At 34.8% G+C, this 16,621-nt stretch carries 18 protein-coding genes, 2 tRNA genes and 1 pseudogene; 7 read left to right on the plus strand and 14 right to left on the minus strand.

What is annotated here, in order from left to right; translation table 11 throughout:
* Positions 1-5 precede the first annotated feature (5 nt).
* The gene (gene rseP / locus OPR24_RS04820) at positions 6-1,124 is read right to left on the minus strand and encodes an RIP metalloprotease RseP (protein ID WP_320157118.1); all 1,119 of its coding nucleotides are present in this window, start codon (positions 1,122-1,124) and stop codon (positions 6-8) included.
* Positions 1,125-1,224: 100 nt separating this feature from the next.
* On the opposite strand from rseP, the gene OPR24_RS04825 reads away from it, so the two are divergent.
* Complete coding sequence (locus OPR24_RS04825) at positions 1,225-1,503, plus strand: FAD assembly factor SdhE (RefSeq protein WP_182158663.1); 279 nt, start codon at positions 1,225-1,227, stop codon at positions 1,501-1,503.
* Here the strand turns inward: OPR24_RS04825 and OPR24_RS04830 are convergent.
* The 3 genes from OPR24_RS04830 to OPR24_RS04840 form a co-directional block, all read right to left on the minus strand.
* The gene (locus OPR24_RS04830) at positions 1,478-1,804 is read right to left on the minus strand and encodes a cell division protein ZapA (protein WP_265032887.1); all 327 of its coding nucleotides are present in this window, start codon (positions 1,802-1,804) and stop codon (positions 1,478-1,480) included. The genes OPR24_RS04825 and OPR24_RS04830 overlap by 26 nt on opposite strands.
* A 72-nt stretch (positions 1,805-1,876) precedes the next feature.
* On the minus strand, positions 1,877-2,155 hold the full coding sequence (locus tag OPR24_RS04835) for an HU family DNA-binding protein (protein WP_265032888.1): 279 nt from the start codon (positions 2,153-2,155) through the stop codon (positions 1,877-1,879).
* 29 nt (positions 2,156-2,184) lie between these two features.
* A complete protein-coding gene (locus OPR24_RS04840) occupies positions 2,185-3,837 on the minus strand; it encodes a 30S ribosomal protein S1 (RefSeq protein WP_265032890.1) in 1,653 nt (550 codons plus the stop codon).
* A gap of 147 nt (positions 3,838-3,984) precedes the next feature.
* On the opposite strand from OPR24_RS04840, the gene trmB reads away from it, so the two are divergent.
* A complete protein-coding gene (gene trmB / locus OPR24_RS04845; RefSeq protein ID WP_265032892.1) occupies positions 3,985-4,650 on the plus strand; it encodes a tRNA (guanosine(46)-N7)-methyltransferase TrmB in 666 nt (221 codons plus the stop codon).
* An 80-nt stretch (positions 4,651-4,730) separates the two neighbouring features.
* On the opposite strand, the gene OPR24_RS04850 is transcribed toward trmB, so the two are convergent.
* The 8 genes from OPR24_RS04850 to OPR24_RS04885 form a co-directional block, all read right to left on the minus strand.
* Positions 4,731-5,504, minus strand: coding sequence for a putative folate metabolism gamma-glutamate ligase (locus OPR24_RS04850; protein WP_265032894.1), 774 nt, complete (start codon positions 5,502-5,504; stop codon positions 4,731-4,733).
* Position 5,505: 1 nt separating this feature from the next.
* Positions 5,506-5,985: a dihydrofolate reductase gene (locus OPR24_RS04855; protein ID WP_265032896.1), complete on the minus strand. Its 480-nt coding sequence runs from the start codon at positions 5,983-5,985 to the stop codon at positions 5,506-5,508.
* Positions 5,982-7,280: a dihydropteroate synthase gene (gene folP, locus OPR24_RS04860; RefSeq protein WP_265032898.1), complete on the minus strand. Its 1,299-nt coding sequence runs from the start codon at positions 7,278-7,280 to the stop codon at positions 5,982-5,984. The genes OPR24_RS04855 and folP overlap by 4 nt, the downstream gene beginning before the upstream one ends.
* Positions 7,280-7,675 carry a dihydroneopterin aldolase gene (locus OPR24_RS04865; RefSeq protein WP_253309583.1) on the minus strand — a complete coding sequence of 132 codons (396 nt, stop codon included), beginning with the start codon at positions 7,673-7,675 and terminating at the stop codon, positions 7,280-7,282. The genes folP and OPR24_RS04865 overlap by 1 nt, the downstream gene beginning before the upstream one ends.
* A gap of 31 nt (positions 7,676-7,706) precedes the next feature.
* A complete protein-coding gene (locus tag OPR24_RS04870) occupies positions 7,707-8,366 on the minus strand; it encodes a CADD family putative folate metabolism protein (RefSeq protein ID WP_253309584.1) in 660 nt (219 codons plus the stop codon).
* Positions 8,367-8,444: 78 nt separating this feature from the next.
* A tRNA-Ile gene (locus tag OPR24_RS04875) sits at positions 8,445-8,521 on the minus strand.
* Between the two features lie 42 nt (positions 8,522-8,563).
* Positions 8,564-8,887 carry a thioredoxin gene (gene trxA / locus OPR24_RS04880; RefSeq protein WP_265032900.1) on the minus strand — a complete coding sequence of 108 codons (324 nt, stop codon included), beginning with the start codon at positions 8,885-8,887 and terminating at the stop codon, positions 8,564-8,566.
* 125 nt (positions 8,888-9,012) lie between these two features.
* A complete protein-coding gene (locus OPR24_RS04885; RefSeq protein ID WP_265032901.1) occupies positions 9,013-9,633 on the minus strand; it encodes a ribonuclease D in 621 nt (206 codons plus the stop codon).
* Between the two features lie 180 nt (positions 9,634-9,813).
* On the opposite strand from OPR24_RS04885, the gene OPR24_RS04890 reads away from it, so the two are divergent.
* The 5 genes and pseudogenes from OPR24_RS04890 (at position 9,814) to OPR24_RS04910 (ending at position 15,065) form a co-directional block, all read left to right on the plus strand.
* Positions 9,814-9,886 (plus strand) — tRNA-Gly (locus tag OPR24_RS04890).
* 468 nt (positions 9,887-10,354) lie between these two features.
* A pseudogene (locus OPR24_RS04895) lies at positions 10,355-11,366 on the plus strand (IS630 family transposase).
* Positions 11,367-11,639: 273 nt separating this feature from the next.
* Complete coding sequence (locus OPR24_RS04900) at positions 11,640-12,749, plus strand: outer membrane protein assembly factor BamB family protein (protein WP_265032903.1); 1,110 nt, start codon at positions 11,640-11,642, stop codon at positions 12,747-12,749.
* A complete protein-coding gene (gene lpdA / locus OPR24_RS04905) occupies positions 12,742-14,130 on the plus strand; it encodes a dihydrolipoyl dehydrogenase (RefSeq protein WP_265032904.1) in 1,389 nt (462 codons plus the stop codon). The genes OPR24_RS04900 and lpdA overlap by 8 nt, the downstream gene beginning before the upstream one ends.
* 2 nt (positions 14,131-14,132) lie before the next feature.
* Positions 14,133-15,065 (plus strand): tyrosine recombinase XerC, encoded by a 933-nt coding sequence (locus OPR24_RS04910; RefSeq protein ID WP_265032906.1) that lies wholly within the window; start codon positions 14,133-14,135, stop codon positions 15,063-15,065.
* 50 nt (positions 15,066-15,115) lie between these two features.
* Here OPR24_RS04910 and OPR24_RS04915 read toward each other — a convergent pair whose 3' ends face one another.
* Both OPR24_RS04915 and OPR24_RS04920 read right to left on the minus strand, forming a co-directional pair.
* The gene (locus OPR24_RS04915; RefSeq protein ID WP_265032908.1) at positions 15,116-15,382 is read right to left on the minus strand and encodes a hypothetical protein; all 267 of its coding nucleotides are present in this window, start codon (positions 15,380-15,382) and stop codon (positions 15,116-15,118) included.
* Positions 15,383-15,390: 8 nt separating this feature from the next.
* Positions 15,391-16,302, minus strand: coding sequence for an ankyrin repeat domain-containing protein (locus OPR24_RS04920; protein ID WP_320157133.1), 912 nt, complete (start codon positions 16,300-16,302; stop codon positions 15,391-15,393).
* Between the last annotated feature and the right edge of the window lie 319 nt (positions 16,303-16,621).

The raw sequence follows: 16,621 nt of genomic DNA on the forward strand, positions 1-16,621 counted from the left end.
TTATTTTAAAAAAGACTCCTAATATCATTTGACATTCCAGTTGCCATAAGCAAAAACAATACTAAAGCACCAAAAATAGCTGCATATTTTTGACATTTCAAACTTAAATCTCGACGTATAACTGCTTCTATAATATAGTGAAATAAATGCCCCCCATCCAGTAGCGGAATTGGCAGTAAATTAATCGCAGCTAAGTTAGCTGAAATAATTGCCATGAGATACACAACCATAATAAATCCTTTTTTGGCTGATTGCCCTGAATATTTTGCAATTTTTATTGGTCCACCTATTTCACTTGCACTTCTCTTACCAACGATAATTTGAAAGATAGCTTTGATCGTTAAGCACATAGTGTGGTAAGTTTCACTTACTGATAAGCTCACAGCCCCAAGAAAAGATGACTGCTTTAATGTATTGACTGAAATAATCCCTATAGTTTCTCTTTCTATTATGTTGCCAAAAACATCTCTACTCTCAATTGTCAATGGAGTCAGGCTAGTTCTACGCTCCTCATTATTTCTGCTATATTTAATTTCCATTCTCGTCTTGGGGTTCGACATTATCACACGTGAAATATCTTCAAAGTATTTTATTTTATGTTCATTGATTTGTGTAATAGTGTCACCTGGTAATAGGCCAGCTTGTTTGGCTGCACTTCCTTCAATTACATCCCTAATCACCGGTGGAGTGCGGTAATAACCTGCCGTGCTAAAAAATATTGTAAAAGCTATAATAGCAAGTATCATATTTGCAAAAGGTCCTGCAAAAACCACTGCTGCTTTTTTATACCGCGGTTTTGTATGAAATGAATACAACTTTTCTTCTTCAGTTAATTCTTTTTGATCAGCTGGGACACTCGCTGCATTAGTATCCCCTAACATTTTAACATAACCACCCAATGGAACAGCGCTTAGTTTCCATCTAGTTCCAGACTTATCGTTAAAACCAAAAATTTCAGGACCAAAACCTATAGAAAAAGATTCAACTTTAACTTTGCATGCTTTGGCAACAACATAATGCCCATATTCATGCACAAACACTATAACAGAAATGATTAAGGCAAATGACAAAAAACAATATATTCCATTGCCAAACTGATGAATGAAATTCGAAATTAACTCCACCTGTGTATTTAGATCTTAAACAAACGTTAAGTATATTAAAACGCGCCTCGCTTGACAAGTATTTAGTTTAACTTTTAAATTAAAAAAAAGTTTAATTGTAATGACAGATACCTCACTACTCAGAAGAAAATTGATGTATAGAAGCTGGCATAGGGGTTGCAAAGAAACCGATATACTTTTAGGGCATTTCGCATTGAAATATCTTGATAAATTTTCCTTGAGCGAACTAATCGAATACGAAAAAATAGTTGATCTTGATGATTACGAATTATATTGTTACATAACTCGTAAGACAAACCTCCCTCCTGGCTTAAATAGTCAGATAGTCAATTTAATTGCTTGCTTTATTGAAGCTAATCCTTTATGCACTCAAGATTAGTGATAATCTTATTTACCTTATCTAGTACCTCAATATATTCTATTCTTTTCTCGTTTCTATACTTTTCGCGCTCTTGATTTGCTTCATCCAACCGCTTTGTTAATTCTAAAATTTTATCCTCAAGAATTAGCGCTGCAAGTAAGAAATTTAATGAATCCGAACCCTTACCTCCAGTTTTTTGAGATACAGAACCAACTAGCTTGTCAAAACTATTAGCAAGACGTAATAAATGGCTCTTCTTCCCACTTTCGCAAGATATTTTGTATGTGTTATTACGTATAACTATTTCTACTACTTGCATATGGTGCTAAAAATTTCTATCGTATAGTATAAACTCAAACCTCTACTTTCATCTTATTTATGGTATAAATTTTTATTCATTTATCAAATCAGATAATTTTTTACTGCTACGAAAATATGTTTTAAAGTATTGATTCTTTGTAAACTTCTGTAACATTAAATGACTTGTTTCTTTCAAGTTATAACTTCTAACTGAAAAAGAACCAAACCCCCTAATTTCAACTCTATTATGATGCTTCAATGTGCTTGAAAGTATCCCAAAAAATCTATCAACTATAGCTGCTATAATAATCTTATCTAAAAAAGGATGTCTTTTTGCTACCCTCGCTATTATATCAGACTTTGTTGCCATTTATATGAAGCCAAAATAAGTAAACCTTATCACTTAGCAGATAATACTATGTTATATTCTTCAACACCCAATACTTCAACTTCTATTTTTTCTGATATAGAGAACTTTTTATTTTCCGGTAAATGCTCTTGATCTATTAGAAGGGTTACATCGTTCTCAACTTCAACGACTAGTCCATTATCTTCTCTCTTACCTACAATAACCTGTATTTTATCGCCTACCTTAACTTTCTTTATCAGTTCTTCAAGAGGATCATACTCTATTTGTTTTATTCCAAGATAAATTCTTGCCCGATTCACGTTAGCCCTTATTACTTTTGCTTCTATTTTATCACCTACATTATACTTCTTTATCTCATCTGAGCTATTTTTAGACCAACTTAAATCTTTCACATATATTGTCCCTTCTACGTTCTCATCTATTTCAGAATCATTGAAAGCAACAGATACATATGAGCCGGTATTATTCTTCACTTCACCAGAAACAATAGAACCAGGAGGATATTTATTGATAAATACTTGCCAAGGGTTGTCTACACACCTTTTCATGCTTAAACTCATCCTACTCTTAGCAATGTCAATACTGAGAATTTTTACATATACTTCTTGTCCCCTTGTTACGAGACTACTAACTGGTAAATTACTCTTAACCCAAGTTATTTCTGACGAGTGCACTAAACCTTCAATTCCAGGTCTAAGCTCAACAAACAATCCATAATCTTCTATGCTTGTTACATAACCCTTATGCACACTATCAACTGGATATTTTGACTCTGCATCTTGCCAAGGGCTATCTTCTAGCTGCTTCACACCCAAGGAAATTTTAGCATTTTCCTTATCTATTTTTATAATTTTAACTTTTATAGTCTGGCCACAAGCAAAAACTGCAGATGGATGACTCACTCTACTCCAAGAGATATCTGTAATATGTAGCAATCCATCTATAACTCCCACTACATCTGATTCATGAATACCGACAAATACACCGTAATGAGTGATGCTTTTTATTTTTCCTTCTATTATATCGCCTTCATTTAAAGATTCTAAAAATTTAATTTTTTCACCAGCGTGCAATTTTTCTAACACCAGCTTTCTTGATACTACAATATTACCTTGCTTCTTATCCATTTTAAGCACGATGAACTTTTGTTCAGTTTCAATAAGGTGCTTCGCGTCTTTTACTTGCTTCAAATCCACATGACTCAGCGGTAAAAAAGCGCTTATTCTGTCACCAAGATCAACAATAAAACCACATTTAATTGAGCGTTTAATAACTCCGCTTACTTCAGCTCTTGTAACTGTATCTTCTTCCAACTTATTCCATTTCTCGTCTCTAATTGCTTTTTCACGGCTAAGAACAACATTACCATAATAATCTTCAATTCTTTCCACATAAACTCTAATTTTCGAGCCAATAATGATCTCATCATTACAACCGAGTTCCTTGATCAGAATTCTCCCGTCAGACTTTAAACCAATATCAACCACAACGTCGTTAGGGTTTATTCTTGTAATTACACCTTCTACCACATCTCCTTCTTTAATTTTGTTAACAAAAGAATCTTCAAACAAGGCATTATCTTGATCCTCAAATTGGCCTTGACATATCTCTTCTATAAACTTGTTTGATGATAGCTTTCTGATAGTAACCGGTAGATTTACAACTGGATCATTATTATTCATGTAATGTGACCTTTAATTTAAACTTTATTAGAACTTATATATTATATAATATTAATAATTATTGACAAGTAATTTTTCGTTAATTCATTTCGAGAATTGTTTAAGCTATATAAAATATAGTGAGAAAATTATATATGTATCAAGAATATGCTATTTAAGAATAGCAAGTGGATTAGATCGTTCTCCAGAAGGTCCAGGTTAAAACCGGATATTGATGAAATATTGGAAAAATATTCTATTCAAAACAGCAAGGAATCTATAGAGAAGATTGTAAATTCACGAAAAAAAATATGGGTAGAAATAGGCTTTGGCAACGGTGAAAATATGCTTTACCAGGTGCTCAATGAACCTGATCTATTATTTATAGGATGTGAGCCCTACTTAAAGGGGGTTTCCCGCTTGCTAACAAACATAGAAATACAAAACATAAAAAACATTTTAATATGGACAGAAGATGCAAGAGAATTGATTGCAAATTTTCCTGACAACAGTGTTGAAAGATTCTTTATCCTCTTTCCAGATCCATGGCCAAAAAGAAGTCACAATAAAAGACGATTAATTAATACGGAATTTTTAAATTTATTAGCAAAAAAAATACTTATAACAGGGGAAATATTCATTGCAACCGATCATCAGGACTATGCAGAGTGGATAGCATCACATATAAAGCAGTGTAACTCTTTAATCTATAGTGAAGACGATTTCACAAGTTATACTCTTACAAAATACCACAAAAGAGCGCTCAAAGATCAGCGTAAAGTAAGGTTCTTTAAAGTAAGTGTTATTAATAATTTGCAGACTATGGATCAATAGAGTTTTTGCATATCTCTTTTACGTTAACTATAGATTAAAAATAATAAAAAAAGAGGGAGAAATAGAGTAAATTCCTTTAACTACTTCTCCTTATGAAGAAATAGCAAATTTTTTAAGTTTCTCTTTAACCAACGGGCTCCCATGAGGAGAGGAGAGTAAAGATCTTTTTTCATAGATATCTTAACACTTTTTTCTTCTTTTGTAGTTGGCGGACGAGTAAGAAAGTGAACCTTTGGTGCACCACTAATTATTGCCATTGGTGTTTGCTCTGCCCCTTCTCCCATAACTAAAACAGCAGATGTTGCCAGTGCATCAAGAAGATTGACTTGTGTTACTTGCAGTGATTGATTATAAAGATCTGGCTTGCCTATATAGGAATAAAGTGGTTCAAATCCACACCAACCAAGAGCAACGCCAGTAACCCCACGACGCATAGGTGTTACATTACTATCTGTAATCAAAATACCAAGATGTTTTATGCAGTGTTTTGTCTTGAGATAGTTCCATATTGATAGAGCTGTTTTCTGAACATCCTTTGGGTATAAAATATACATTTCATTACCATTTGATTCATCAATGCCAGCAGATGGAATTAAGATATTATCTTTAATCGTTAAACAGATACTATGAGGATTGTGGTCCACATCAACAATTGCATCAGCTTCTCTTTTGATTAGCTCTTCTTTAGAACAAGCAGTTTTGCAAACCACTTGTTTTTGACAAATAGAAATGATTTTTGATGTGATAGCAAGAACAACTTCCTCTCTTAGCAACTCTGAAACATAGCAATCAAGAACTTGCTCTAATACTTCTCCACATTCAATGCGGTGGGTATAAATTGCTTCAATATGCATATTAACGTGTTAGCTTGCATATAGTATAGTCTTTTGTTTTGGTAAGAATAGTTTTATTCCATCTATCAAGAAGTGTTAAGTTGAAATATACATCACCTTCATAAGGTCTGTGAATTTCTGTTATGATAAACTCTGAAATTAGATCATACTCCAAAAAAAGGTGCGCTATTTGTGCTCCACCAATCATGAAGATTTGAGGGTAACTCCAATTACCTTGGATTGACAAGAACTCTTGCATAGAAGAAACAATAGTGCATTCTATGCCTTTATTAAAACAAGGACTTAATTTGTTACGAGAAAAAACAATAGGCTTTAATATGTTTTGTGGTATTGTTTCAAATGTTTTTCTTCCCATCACAATAACTTGTTTGTCAGTCACTTGACGAAAATGATCTAACTCACTTGGATAATGCCAGGGCAATCCATTATTTATTCCAATCACCCCCTTGGGATCAACAGCCATAATTCCGATAATCTTCATTCCTGTAAAGCAGCTTGAGCTACAAAAAATCGCATGTGATCACGCACATTATGCACTCGAAGGAAATCAACCTTGTTGTGCAATGCAGATGATAAAGCAATTGTTTCTAAACCTCGGTTAAAGACAGGTTCTGTAGAAAAAGAAGAAATAAATGACTTTCTAGAATGACCAACCAGAACTTTGCAGCCAAAACTTCGCAATGCTTCTATATTGCGTAAAAGCCAGATATTCTGATATAGAGATTTTCCAAAACCAATACCAGGATCAATAATTACCGAGCTTTGATCAAAACCTAGGGTAAGTAACCTGCTAATGCTCTTCTCTGCCCAATTATTTATGATATCAATTGGGTCAGTGTCGTCTGGAATAATGTTGTCTCTATGTGGTGGTATTGAAAGTGAATGCATAATAACGATGCTGCAACCATTACTAGCAATTGCTTTTAAGGTATTATTATCTAGAGCTTCCTTCTGATCGTTTACCCAGGTAATTTTGTAGTGTTTTAAAACATTCAAAATAACATCTGGCCAGAAACTATCAATGCTAACTTTAATATCGCCAGCTTTCATATAATCGCTAAGATTATCAAGTACTGGCTTTAGACGTGCATACTCTTCCTCTGGGATCTGCATTAAAGATCCAGGTCTTGTTGATTGAGCACCAAGTTCAACTATGCTTGCACCATCTGATAACAGCCGCAGTGCCTGCTTGGTTGCTTGATCTGAATCATAATAAAGACCACCATCTGAAAATGAATCAGGAGTAATATTGACAATACCTACAAGCTCTGGTGAAAGCGTAAAACTCTTTAAAAAACAATCTTGAATGTTAGGGATATCATAAGCAACAGTACCGAACGTCTTGTTGATTATTGGAGTATTATTCATAGGGTTCAGCATTGCCATCAAGTGAAGCAAAAATGGTCTGTTTATCAATTCTGGGTGAGGAATTCTAAGGTAGGGTGTATCGAGCGTTAGATCATCCCATAACAAAATATCCAAATCAATAACGCGAGGTGCCCACTTTTCATAGAACTGCGGACGGCCAATATCACACTCAATTTGTTTTAGACCTTTTAATAGCTCTTCGGGAGAAGAAGAACAACTTCCATAGACAATCATGTTAAGAAATGGCTTATCCCACTCAGGTGGAGCACCGTTTGGTAAAATGGCCTTAGTTTCTAGAATGATCGAAGACTTTAAATCTTTAAAATAGCGTTCCTTTAGTAACTGAGCAGCCCTTTGTAAATGGGAAAAGCGATTTCCTATATTTGAGCCAATAGAAATATAGATCATTAGTTATCTTCCTGTTCTTGTAATGTATTACAATAAGTAAAGAGAACACCTCCATGCACACCGGGAACGGGTGGTGCAACTTTGTGAGTAGTCACTCTTATGGAAGAAATAATATGTTTTTTTTGCACCAAAAGATTATTAATGGCTCTGTATATATCATGGGTTAAGTGCTCGATTAAATTGAATTGCTTGCTTTGAACGAGAGATTGAATACTCTGAACTACCTCCAAGTAGCATATAGTATCCTCAAGCCGGTCAGTTGTAAGTCCTAAAGGGGGGGATTTAAAGGTAAAATCAATATTAACACTAACTAATTGAGAATGAAACTTCTCTTCTGCACTACATCCTAAATGAACCCAAAGCCGCAGGTCAGATATAAGAAGATTACATTGCATTTTAATATCACTGAGTTTAATCTACTTACAATTAATGACACACACTAGCGTTCATCATCCCGTCAAGAAAACCCCACAAGAGTTTTGCTCCTTTTTTAGCGCCTTGCATGGCTTTCTCTTGCTCTTCTTCGCTTAAGTCTGCAATAAGATTTGCACATTCCTCAGAATGCCATTCATCAGCATGCATATGAACCGTAAAAAATTGAAGAGAACGCTCATCACTTATTGAATAGTGTTTTTTTAAACCTTCAATTTTAGACTTAGAAACCTCTGGAGTTTGACGTTCATAAGCATAAAGTGCACCCAAACCGGAAGCAAAGTCTGATCGTACAATATCAAAGTAACCATCAACTAACTCCTGTGTCTCTTTAATCTGTGCATCCTTATGGAGATCAGACCGTGTTACACCAAGCCCTTCAGCAAAACGTTTCCATAACTCTGGGTGATTTTCATCACCTTGTTCTTCTTCTATCAAATTACCAAGCAAAACCTGTCGCATTTTTAGATCTGGGCACAAAAAATGTATACCACTGATATAACGAGGAAACGCAGCAACGTGGTGATAATATTCTTTAGCATAGGTTTGTAAAGCTTGCAAGCTTAAGCTTCCTGTATTCCATGATTGGTAGAATGGATGATTTAGTAAGTGCAACTCATCTAACTTATTATTCAAAGATTTAGTAAATTCCATTATTTCCTCTATTATATCAACATATAATTCATATACTATAGTTTTCTCATTGTTACGATCATGCTAAGATCAACACAATGGTGGGATTGGTAGGACTTGAACCTACGACCAATTCGTTATGAGCGAACTGCTCTAACCGACTGAGCTACAATCCCTTTTATCAATATTTATAATACACACAAAAGCAAATTTGTCTATTAGCTTATTTCACTATCAACCCAACTTAGCAAATCATTTGTTGCACCAATTTTGCGTGCAATTTCCTTACCATCTTGAAATATGATTAAAGTGGGTATAGATTGCACTCCATACTTACTTGGCACTTCAGTTCCTTCATCTATGTCGAACTTGCAGATCTTAATCTTGCCTTTTCTGTCTTTAGCCAACTGTTCAATACGCGGCATTAGACTTTTACATGGCCCACACCATTCTGCCCAAAAGTCTATCAGAACAAACCCTTTATAGTCAGTGACTTCAGATTTGAAATTTTGATCATTTACTGATATAATGTCATCATTCATAAAATACCTAAACTTAGAACGATTGCTTGTAAAATATAGCGCATCAATCAACAGTTAATCAACTAAATTCTTCTGAAAAATTGCCCTAAAGTGTCTTGCACAAACAAAAAACTTCTCACAAATGGTTATATCTGATGATTAAAGATATCCACGTTTTCCCAACCCATTAAGTCTAACTCAATGCGAGTAGGAAGAAATTCAAAGCACTTTTGGGCCAATTCTTTTCTATTTTCACGTTCCAACATTAAATCTAGCTTTTCCTTTATCTTATGGAGATACAAAACATCAGATGCAGCATAACTTTTTTGTTTGTCTGTCAAATTTTCATTTCCCCAATCAGAAGATTGCTGTTGCTTATTTAATTTGGTATCAAGTAGTTCTAAGCACAGTTCTTTTAAGCTATGATTATCTGTGTAAGTGCGAACTAACCGTGAAGCTATTTTTGTGCAATAGCACGGAAGTGCCCAAGTTTTCAAGTAATAATGTATTATGCTCAGATCAAATCGCGCGAAGTGAAATATTTTAGTTATATTTTTATCCTCTAATATTTTTCTCAAATTTGGCGCTGTGTAATCGTTCTTGAGTTGAACTAAGTGAACGTTGCCATCATTAAAAGAGAGCTGCACAAGGCATAATCTATCTCTGCTATGAAGTAGCCCCATTGCCTCGGTATCAACAGCTATAGAACTTATATCATCTGGTATTGAACTAGCTGGCAAGTCGTCTTTATATAAAAATATTCCCATAAAATTAATACATTTTTTGGCACAATTGAAAACCTATGATAATCAAAAATGAGCCTTAAGTATACGAAAAGATCATAGAAGGAACCACGCAAATTTATGGGCTCTCACATTTTTCGTGTACACGGGGTTTACAAATCGCTGTATATGCCTATAATTAAGTAAATTTAGGTTAATTTAATTGCGGGAGTAGCTCAGTTGGTAGAGCGCAACCTTGCCAAGGTTGAGGTCGAGGGTTCGAACCCCTTCTCCCGCTCTTTACTTTCAAAATCATTTCGTCAAAAATCCCTTGACACATTTCGCCAGCCCCCTTATTGTAGTACTAAGGGTATTTATGACTCATTGTTTTTGACCTGCAGGCTCAATGACAAAATTCAGGGTATTTATTGGCGGATTACATAAAATTATAGCGGCTGCATGTCTTTTTTATTTTTTCTACATTCAGCCAAATCGCGCTTATTTTAAGCGTTAGCACATTATTACAGCGCCAGTTTAAATTATTATAGGGTCAAAACTCGCACCACGGGGCTTCTTTTGCCTTTTTTTTATTTGGTAAATTTCTTAAATATTTATAACTAAACGACAACCGTCATCCCTGTAAAGGTCAAGTATCCCGCTACGTGTTAGCGGGATCTATGCTAATACCAATTCCCACTATACAAAGAACGGATAGACAATAATGGGAAAAAAGCCATACTAAAGTAAGTGAAGTAGCGAGGTATAAATGGCATTAAGATCAAAATTATTGGATGAAAAAGTAGTAGAATCAGCAAAAGAAATGCTGAAGAAAGTAAGGAACAATGTATATGTTTCAAAAAAACTAAATGCTGTAATTGCGGCAAAAAAGCATAGTATAACGGCTGTAGCAAAAATATATTGAATTTCAAGAAGCGCACTAACTTCGTGGATAAAACTCTTGAAATTTGGCAGAGAAGAAAAACTGTTTGCTCCTCCATCACGCCGTAGAAAAACTAAATTAAATCAGGCTCAACTACAGCAAATTGAAGCATGTATAGAAGAAAATCCTAATATTACCATTAAAGAAATGAGAATAAGAATCCAGGAAAAGTTCGGATTAAATATCAGCAAATCTACAGTACACCGCCATATGCAAAAGATGAAATTTTCATATATTACACCAAGACCAGTACACAACGTACAAGATAAAAGTAAACAAGAGGAATTCAAAAAAAAATCTCAATGAAGTTATTGGCAAGTATCCAGAAAAAGAGCTATTTTTCTTTGATGAATCAAGGTTTGGCACACATTCGAAAGTTGGGCATGGATGGTTTAAAAAAGGCACTAGGACTCGGGTTAAAATAAAATTAGGTAGGCATAATTTTTATCTCTACAGTGCAGTTAATCCTAAAAATGGAGAGAGTTTTAGCTTATTTGCACTAAATGTTAACACTGATTGCATGAATGTATTTCTTGAGCAAATGTCGCAATATCTAGGGACAAGAGAAGCTGTTCTTGTTATGGACTGTGCTAGTTGGCATAAGTCAAAAAATTTAAAGGTAGCTAAAAATATTGAGATTATATACCTACCTCCATATTCACCTGAACTCAATCCTGTTGAGAGGCTTTGGTTATACATAAAACAGAACATTTTGCGCAATAAAATATACGATACAATTGCTCTGCTTTAGGGTGCTTTGTGCAAATTTATTACTTCTCTTGCCAGCTCCACAATTAAACAACTCTGCAATTTCTCCTATTTGACTGACCAACAATGAGAATTGGTATCAGTATCCAATCTGGATCCAAGTAGTCAAGCTACTTGGATGATATCTTTCTTCTTGGTATAAATTACTTTTATATCTCAATGTTCATACAGCTATGCACGTTGCCGCATAGTGGATGAGGTGTATTACCTCTAAGAGTATGGTTTTTACATAATAATATAATATTCTGTTCATAAATCAATGTTTCAACGTACAACAAGAACATTTTCATTGTGATTAAGATTTCTAGTATGTATATTAATAAATCTTGTTCTCAACTAAGTAATGAAAGTAATAATTGTTATAATAATGTTATTGTGTAGCAGTTACACAATGGCAAGCGAGCGAATAAGTCTAGTGGATAAAAAACTATCTCAAGGATATGTAGCTCCAGTGCTTACAGAAGATAGCGTTATTTTATCAGACAAGCACGGCGCTTTATATTCCTTTGATATTGATAACTCAAAGGCTATGAATTGGAAATTACACCTCTCACATAGGAAAAAAATTGGTAACATGAGCCTATCGCATTATGAAAAAAATGTTTTCTTTATAGTGGATAACACTTTACACGCAATAGATGCAAAAACTGGCAAGATTGAGTGGGAAAAAGAATTGAGAGCTCCAGTAAGAGGGAAAGCAGCAGTAATAAATAATAAATTGGTAGTATTGACTATTGATAATTATCTGTACGTGTTTGATATAAAAGATGGCAGCTCCGTTTGGGCTTATCAAAACGGTATCAATGAGGTTCGAGGTTTGTATTCCATATCGCCAACAATTTCTAACGATAAAATAATAGCACCATTTTCAAATGGTGAGTTAATAGCTTTTAATGAAGACGGTAAAAAATTGTGGAGCCAAAAATTGGCTACAAACCTTTTGGATACACAGCTCACAGATGTAACTACTACACCGAGAGTGCTTGGCGATACTTTAATAGCTACAAACAATTCTTATATTTATGGTATTGACGTGAAATCAGGAAATATTTTGTGGTCAAAGTCACTGCAAGTAAAAAGTGTATCAGACATTGAGTCATATTATAGTCCTCTTATTCCTGCAGAGAAACAAAAAGAAGGCGGAAGAATTTTTATAGTAACTGAAGATAATAAAATAATCGGCCTGGATATAAAAAATGGAGAAACAGTCTGGGCATCTGATTTAATAGAAAATACGCAATTGTTTGCTCCAATTGTGCATGCCCATACACTGTGGGTGACAAGCAATAAAGGTTCAATGCTTGCTTTTCCTGGATCTGAAAGTGCAGGAAAGGTAGTCAAAGTACCTGGTAATATGTTTCACACTCCAGTGTTTACTCACGATAAAATATATGTAACAACTGAGGGAAATGGTGTTTATTCTTTAGAAAATAGGTTTGTTCTTTATGATTGATTATGACCTGATTGTTATAGGTGGTGGTCCAGGCGGTTATAAGTGTGCTATCGCTGCTGCAAAACTTGGATTGAAAGTTGCCTGCATAGATAAAAATAGCATTTTTGGTGGTACATGCTTGCGAGTTGGGTGCATACCTTCCAAAGCACTACTTCATTCTTCCTATCAGTATGCTCACACGAAAAATGATCTGTCGAAGCTTGGCATAAAAATTAAGGATGCAAGTTTCGATTTAAAAGAAATGCTAGGCTATAAGGACGCCAGAGTTCAGGAACTTGGAAAAGGTATAGAATATCTGTTTAACCTTCACAAAATCACTAAAATCAATGGACTTGGGAAAATTACTTCTTTTGACCAAGGTAATCTTGAAGTTTCAGTTGAAGATAAGGTGCTGAAGACAAAAAATATAGTAATTGCAACCGGTTCTGACGTTATTTCTTTGCCAGGAATTAATATCGATGAGAAAAGTATTATTTCATCAACTGGTGCATTGTCTTTAACTGAAGTACCAAAAAAACTTGTCGTAATCGGAGCCGGGGCAATAGGCCTTGAAATGTCTTCTGTATGGAGGAGGCTAGGGTCTGAAGTCACTGTAGTAGAATTTTTTGACAGAATCGCTGCAGCAATGGATGGAGAATTAAGTAAGTCTCTACTTTCTAGTCTACAAAAACAAGGAATAAAATTTTTACTTAGCACTAAAGTTGAGGTAATAAAACAAAGTAGTAACTCTTTGAGTGTGAAAGTTTGCTCTGTAAAAGATAATCAAACAAACACTATAGAGGCGGATAAGGTATTGGTGGCAGCAGGACGCAAACCATGTACTGATGGTCTTGGTATTGATGAAAAAATAGAAAAAGATAATCGCGGTTTCGTTCAAGTTAACAACAGATATGAAACTAATGTGAAAGGAATATTTGCTATTGGTGATGTGATTGGTGGAGCAATGCTTGCTCATAAAGCAGAGGAAGAAGGAGTGGCAGTTGCAGAGATAATAGCAGGACAGTCACCTCACGTTGATTATGAAATTATACCATCTGTCATTTACACTCACCCTGCGGTTTCTTCGATCGGTAAAGCCGAAGAGGAGCTCAAAAATGCTGGCTATAAGTACAAAGTTGGTAAATGTCAATTTGCTGCAAACGGCAGAGCAAAAATCACTGATGATGCTGAAGGATTCGTGAAAGTGCTGACTTGTAGCAGAGCAGATACAATACTAGGTGTGCATATCATAGGAGCATACGCTGATACACTAATCAACGAAGCAGCGGTTGCAATGGCATATGGCGCAGCAGCAGAGGATATATACAGAATTTGTCACTCTCATCCTGATATAAATGAAGCCTTTCGAGATGCGTGCATCGATGCTTTCTTTAAAAAATAATTATGGACCTCGGTTCAATCATTGAAAAATGGTATGAGTGGCTGAGGTGCAACAGATCTTATTCACCAAACACTTTAGAGTCATACATGAGGGACTTGAAGGATCTTATAAGTTTCCTAAATACTCACATTGGTGGAGAAGTAAATGTCGGCACTTTGGAAAAATTGAGCGTACCTGAGTTAAGAAGTTGGCTTACCTCTCGTTACGCAAGAGGTGTGAATGCAAGATCTAACGCTCGTGCATTGTCAGTAATCAGAAATTTCTTCAAGTACATAAAAAACCACTACAATATAGACAATGAAGCTGTATTTTCCTTATCAAGGCCAATTCAGAGAAGAACTCTGCCTAAAGCACTTTCAATATCTAATATAAAAACTTTGGTGAAAGAAATGAAATTATCTGACTTGAGCGAACCTTGGGTGGTAAAAAGAGAAATTGCAATTATCGTCCTGCTATATGGTACAGGCTTAAGAATCAGTGAAGCGTTGAATCTTAGGGTTAGTGATATTAACAATGAAAGTTTAATAGTAACAGGTAAGGGAGATAAACAAAGGCAGGTATTCATTCTTCCGGTAGTAAAAAAATGTATACAGGAATATGTAAAAGCCTGTCCTTATCTTGGCATTAATAATGAAACACAATATCTTTTTTTGGGAGTAAGAGGAAAAAAATTGGGAAGAACTTATGTGGCTAATCGTTTGCAGAAAATAAGGAGAATATTAAATCTGCCAGAAATCTTATCTCCACATGCATTTCGTCATAGTTTTGCTACTCATTTGCTTCAGGAAGATATTGACATAAGATCAATACAACAACTGCTTGGCCACTCAAGCCTGGAAACCACCCAGGTCTACACTCACCTCAATTATCAAGATGTTTTTAACATGTACAAAAATTTTCAGCTGGGCCTGGAGAAGAAATCAAAACCCTTGTAACTTGAGGATTGTCGGTGGTACCACCAGGTCCTATATCTCGTTCATCCGCTTTACATAAATAATATCCTACTAAAAAAAAGAACCAGTGCAACTGCTGTAAGACAAGCACCTATTACTAGATAATCGTATAAAATTGCTAAACCTACACAACCAGTCAATGCTCCAGATAATATAAAAAATGCATAAGCATAGTTGCTTTGTTTTTTACCAGGAGAAATTGCTTGTGAGGATTTTTCGTTTTTATTACTCAGACTTTTAGTACGGAGCAGTCTATTTTCTGATGAAAGCCTATCTCTTTCTTCCCTTACTTGTTTCAAATCTCTCTCTAATTGTGAAATTTCGACAGTGTCGTTTGCTCTTTCACTAACAATTCTTTTACATCCTCTAGATCTTTTCTATTAATAGCATCAGCTAATCGCTCTGTAATAGCTTGTTTAATCATTTGCTTCACCCATCGATTTTGCTCTATAGCTTGTATTGGCTTTATTTGACTAAAATCTAGGTCTTTATGTTTTAAAAGTTTAATCAATACTTCTTCGTTATCTTGTGTTATTCCTTGTAAACATGATTTGATAATTAAGCTAAGTGGTGTTTCTATTTCTTCACTTTGGATATTAGGGTTAAGCATTTGTTCAACAAACTCTTGTTTCTCAAACATTTGTTTAACAAACTCTCGTGAAATACCCATGTGAATGAGGTCTTGCCTAGTAAACTTTTTCTCAAGCAGCGCCTTCGCCTGGTTAATATTTCCATCGGAAAGAGCGTTTAATAATTGTTCTCCTCTTTGGGCTTTTTGTATTTCTACCGTAAGGTGCGAAAAGTCTTTATCCTGTGCTTCTCCAATTTTTCTAATATATTCTTCAGGAGTATGAAAAAAACGCTCTTTATGAGAATCATGAAGATGTTCTTCAGGGAGTTGTTGGTATTCAGGTTTAATAACTAAATAACTATTTTTAACATCTATATCTAATTTAGGATGTCTAAGTAACATCTGTACAAAATTCCTATTTCCCATACGAAAAGCTAGATGTAGAGCTGTATTGCGTTCTTTAGTTTCTTGAGCATTAATATTTAAATTTTGATGTTGTAAAAGCAACATCATCATTTTCAAACATATAGGGCTATCATCACCATTCATGATAATAGTCATTAGTGGTGTATATCCCGCATCAAACGCATTAACATTCGCACCCTCTGCCAGAGCTTGTTTAAAATCTTCTAGGTTTTCATCATCAATAGCCTTAAATAACTTTTGTGTTGGTTTATCGAGCCATACGCGTCAAGTTAAGGCCCAATATAGCACTATTTAAAGTGGGTATCTTGTTTGTTACATTTATTTTTTGGGAAATTTTGATCTAAAATAAGATAATTATTTTAGAAGAGTCTATAAATTACTAGCTTTATTACTTAATATCTAAAATAATTTTTACCACTTTTCTTTTTCCTTATGCTACTTTCCCTTAACTTGACGCGTATGGTTTATCGAGCTGTCTTGAAGTTGTCTGATTATATCTATAACCATTAGTATTTATCCCATCCCCTTCATAAAGCACATT

The organism is Wolbachia endosymbiont (group A) of Sicus ferrugineus (assembly GCF_947251515.1).
Taxonomy (GTDB): Bacteria; Pseudomonadota; Alphaproteobacteria; order Rickettsiales; family Anaplasmataceae; genus Wolbachia.

Excerpts from the sequence above, each read along its gene's own strand:
- OPR24_RS04850 (WP_265032894.1), bottom strand. The coding sequence starts at position 5,504 with ATGCATATTGAAGCAATTTATACCCACCGCATTGAATGTGGAGAAGTA.
- trxA (WP_265032900.1), bottom strand. The coding sequence starts at position 8,887 with ATGAATGATGACATTATATCAGTAAATGATCAAAATTTCAAATCTGAA.
- trmB (WP_265032892.1), top strand. The coding sequence starts at position 3,985 with ATGCTATTTAAGAATAGCAAGTGGATTAGATCGTTCTCCAGAAGGTCC.
- OPR24_RS04835 (WP_265032888.1), bottom strand. The coding sequence starts at position 2,155 with ATGGCAACAAAGTCTGATATAATAGCGAGGGTAGCAAAAAGACATCCT.
- OPR24_RS04910 (WP_265032906.1), top strand. The coding sequence starts at position 14,133 with ATGGACCTCGGTTCAATCATTGAAAAATGGTATGAGTGGCTGAGGTGC.
- OPR24_RS04855 (WP_265032896.1), bottom strand. The coding sequence starts at position 5,985 with ATGAAGATTATCGGAATTATGGCTGTTGATCCCAAGGGGGTGATTGGA.
- folP (WP_265032898.1), bottom strand. The coding sequence starts at position 7,280 with ATGATCTATATTTCTATTGGCTCAAATATAGGAAATCGCTTTTCCCAT.
- OPR24_RS04900 (WP_265032903.1), top strand. The coding sequence starts at position 11,640 with ATGAAAGTAATAATTGTTATAATAATGTTATTGTGTAGCAGTTACACA.
- OPR24_RS04840 (WP_265032890.1), bottom strand. The coding sequence starts at position 3,837 with ATGAATAATAATGATCCAGTTGTAAATCTACCGGTTACTATCAGAAAG.
- OPR24_RS04865 (WP_253309583.1), bottom strand. The coding sequence starts at position 7,675 with ATGCAATGTAATCTTCTTATATCTGACCTGCGGCTTTGGGTTCATTTA.
- OPR24_RS04830 (WP_265032887.1), bottom strand. The coding sequence starts at position 1,804 with ATGCAAGTAGTAGAAATAGTTATACGTAATAACACATACAAAATATCT.
- lpdA (WP_265032904.1), top strand. The coding sequence starts at position 12,742 with ATGATTGATTATGACCTGATTGTTATAGGTGGTGGTCCAGGCGGTTAT.
- OPR24_RS04885 (WP_265032901.1), bottom strand. The coding sequence starts at position 9,633 with ATGGGAATATTTTTATATAAAGACGACTTGCCAGCTAGTTCAATACCA.
- OPR24_RS04825 (WP_182158663.1), top strand. The coding sequence starts at position 1,225 with ATGACAGATACCTCACTACTCAGAAGAAAATTGATGTATAGAAGCTGG.
- OPR24_RS04870 (WP_253309584.1), bottom strand. The coding sequence starts at position 8,366 with ATGGAATTTACTAAATCTTTGAATAATAAGTTAGATGAGTTGCACTTA.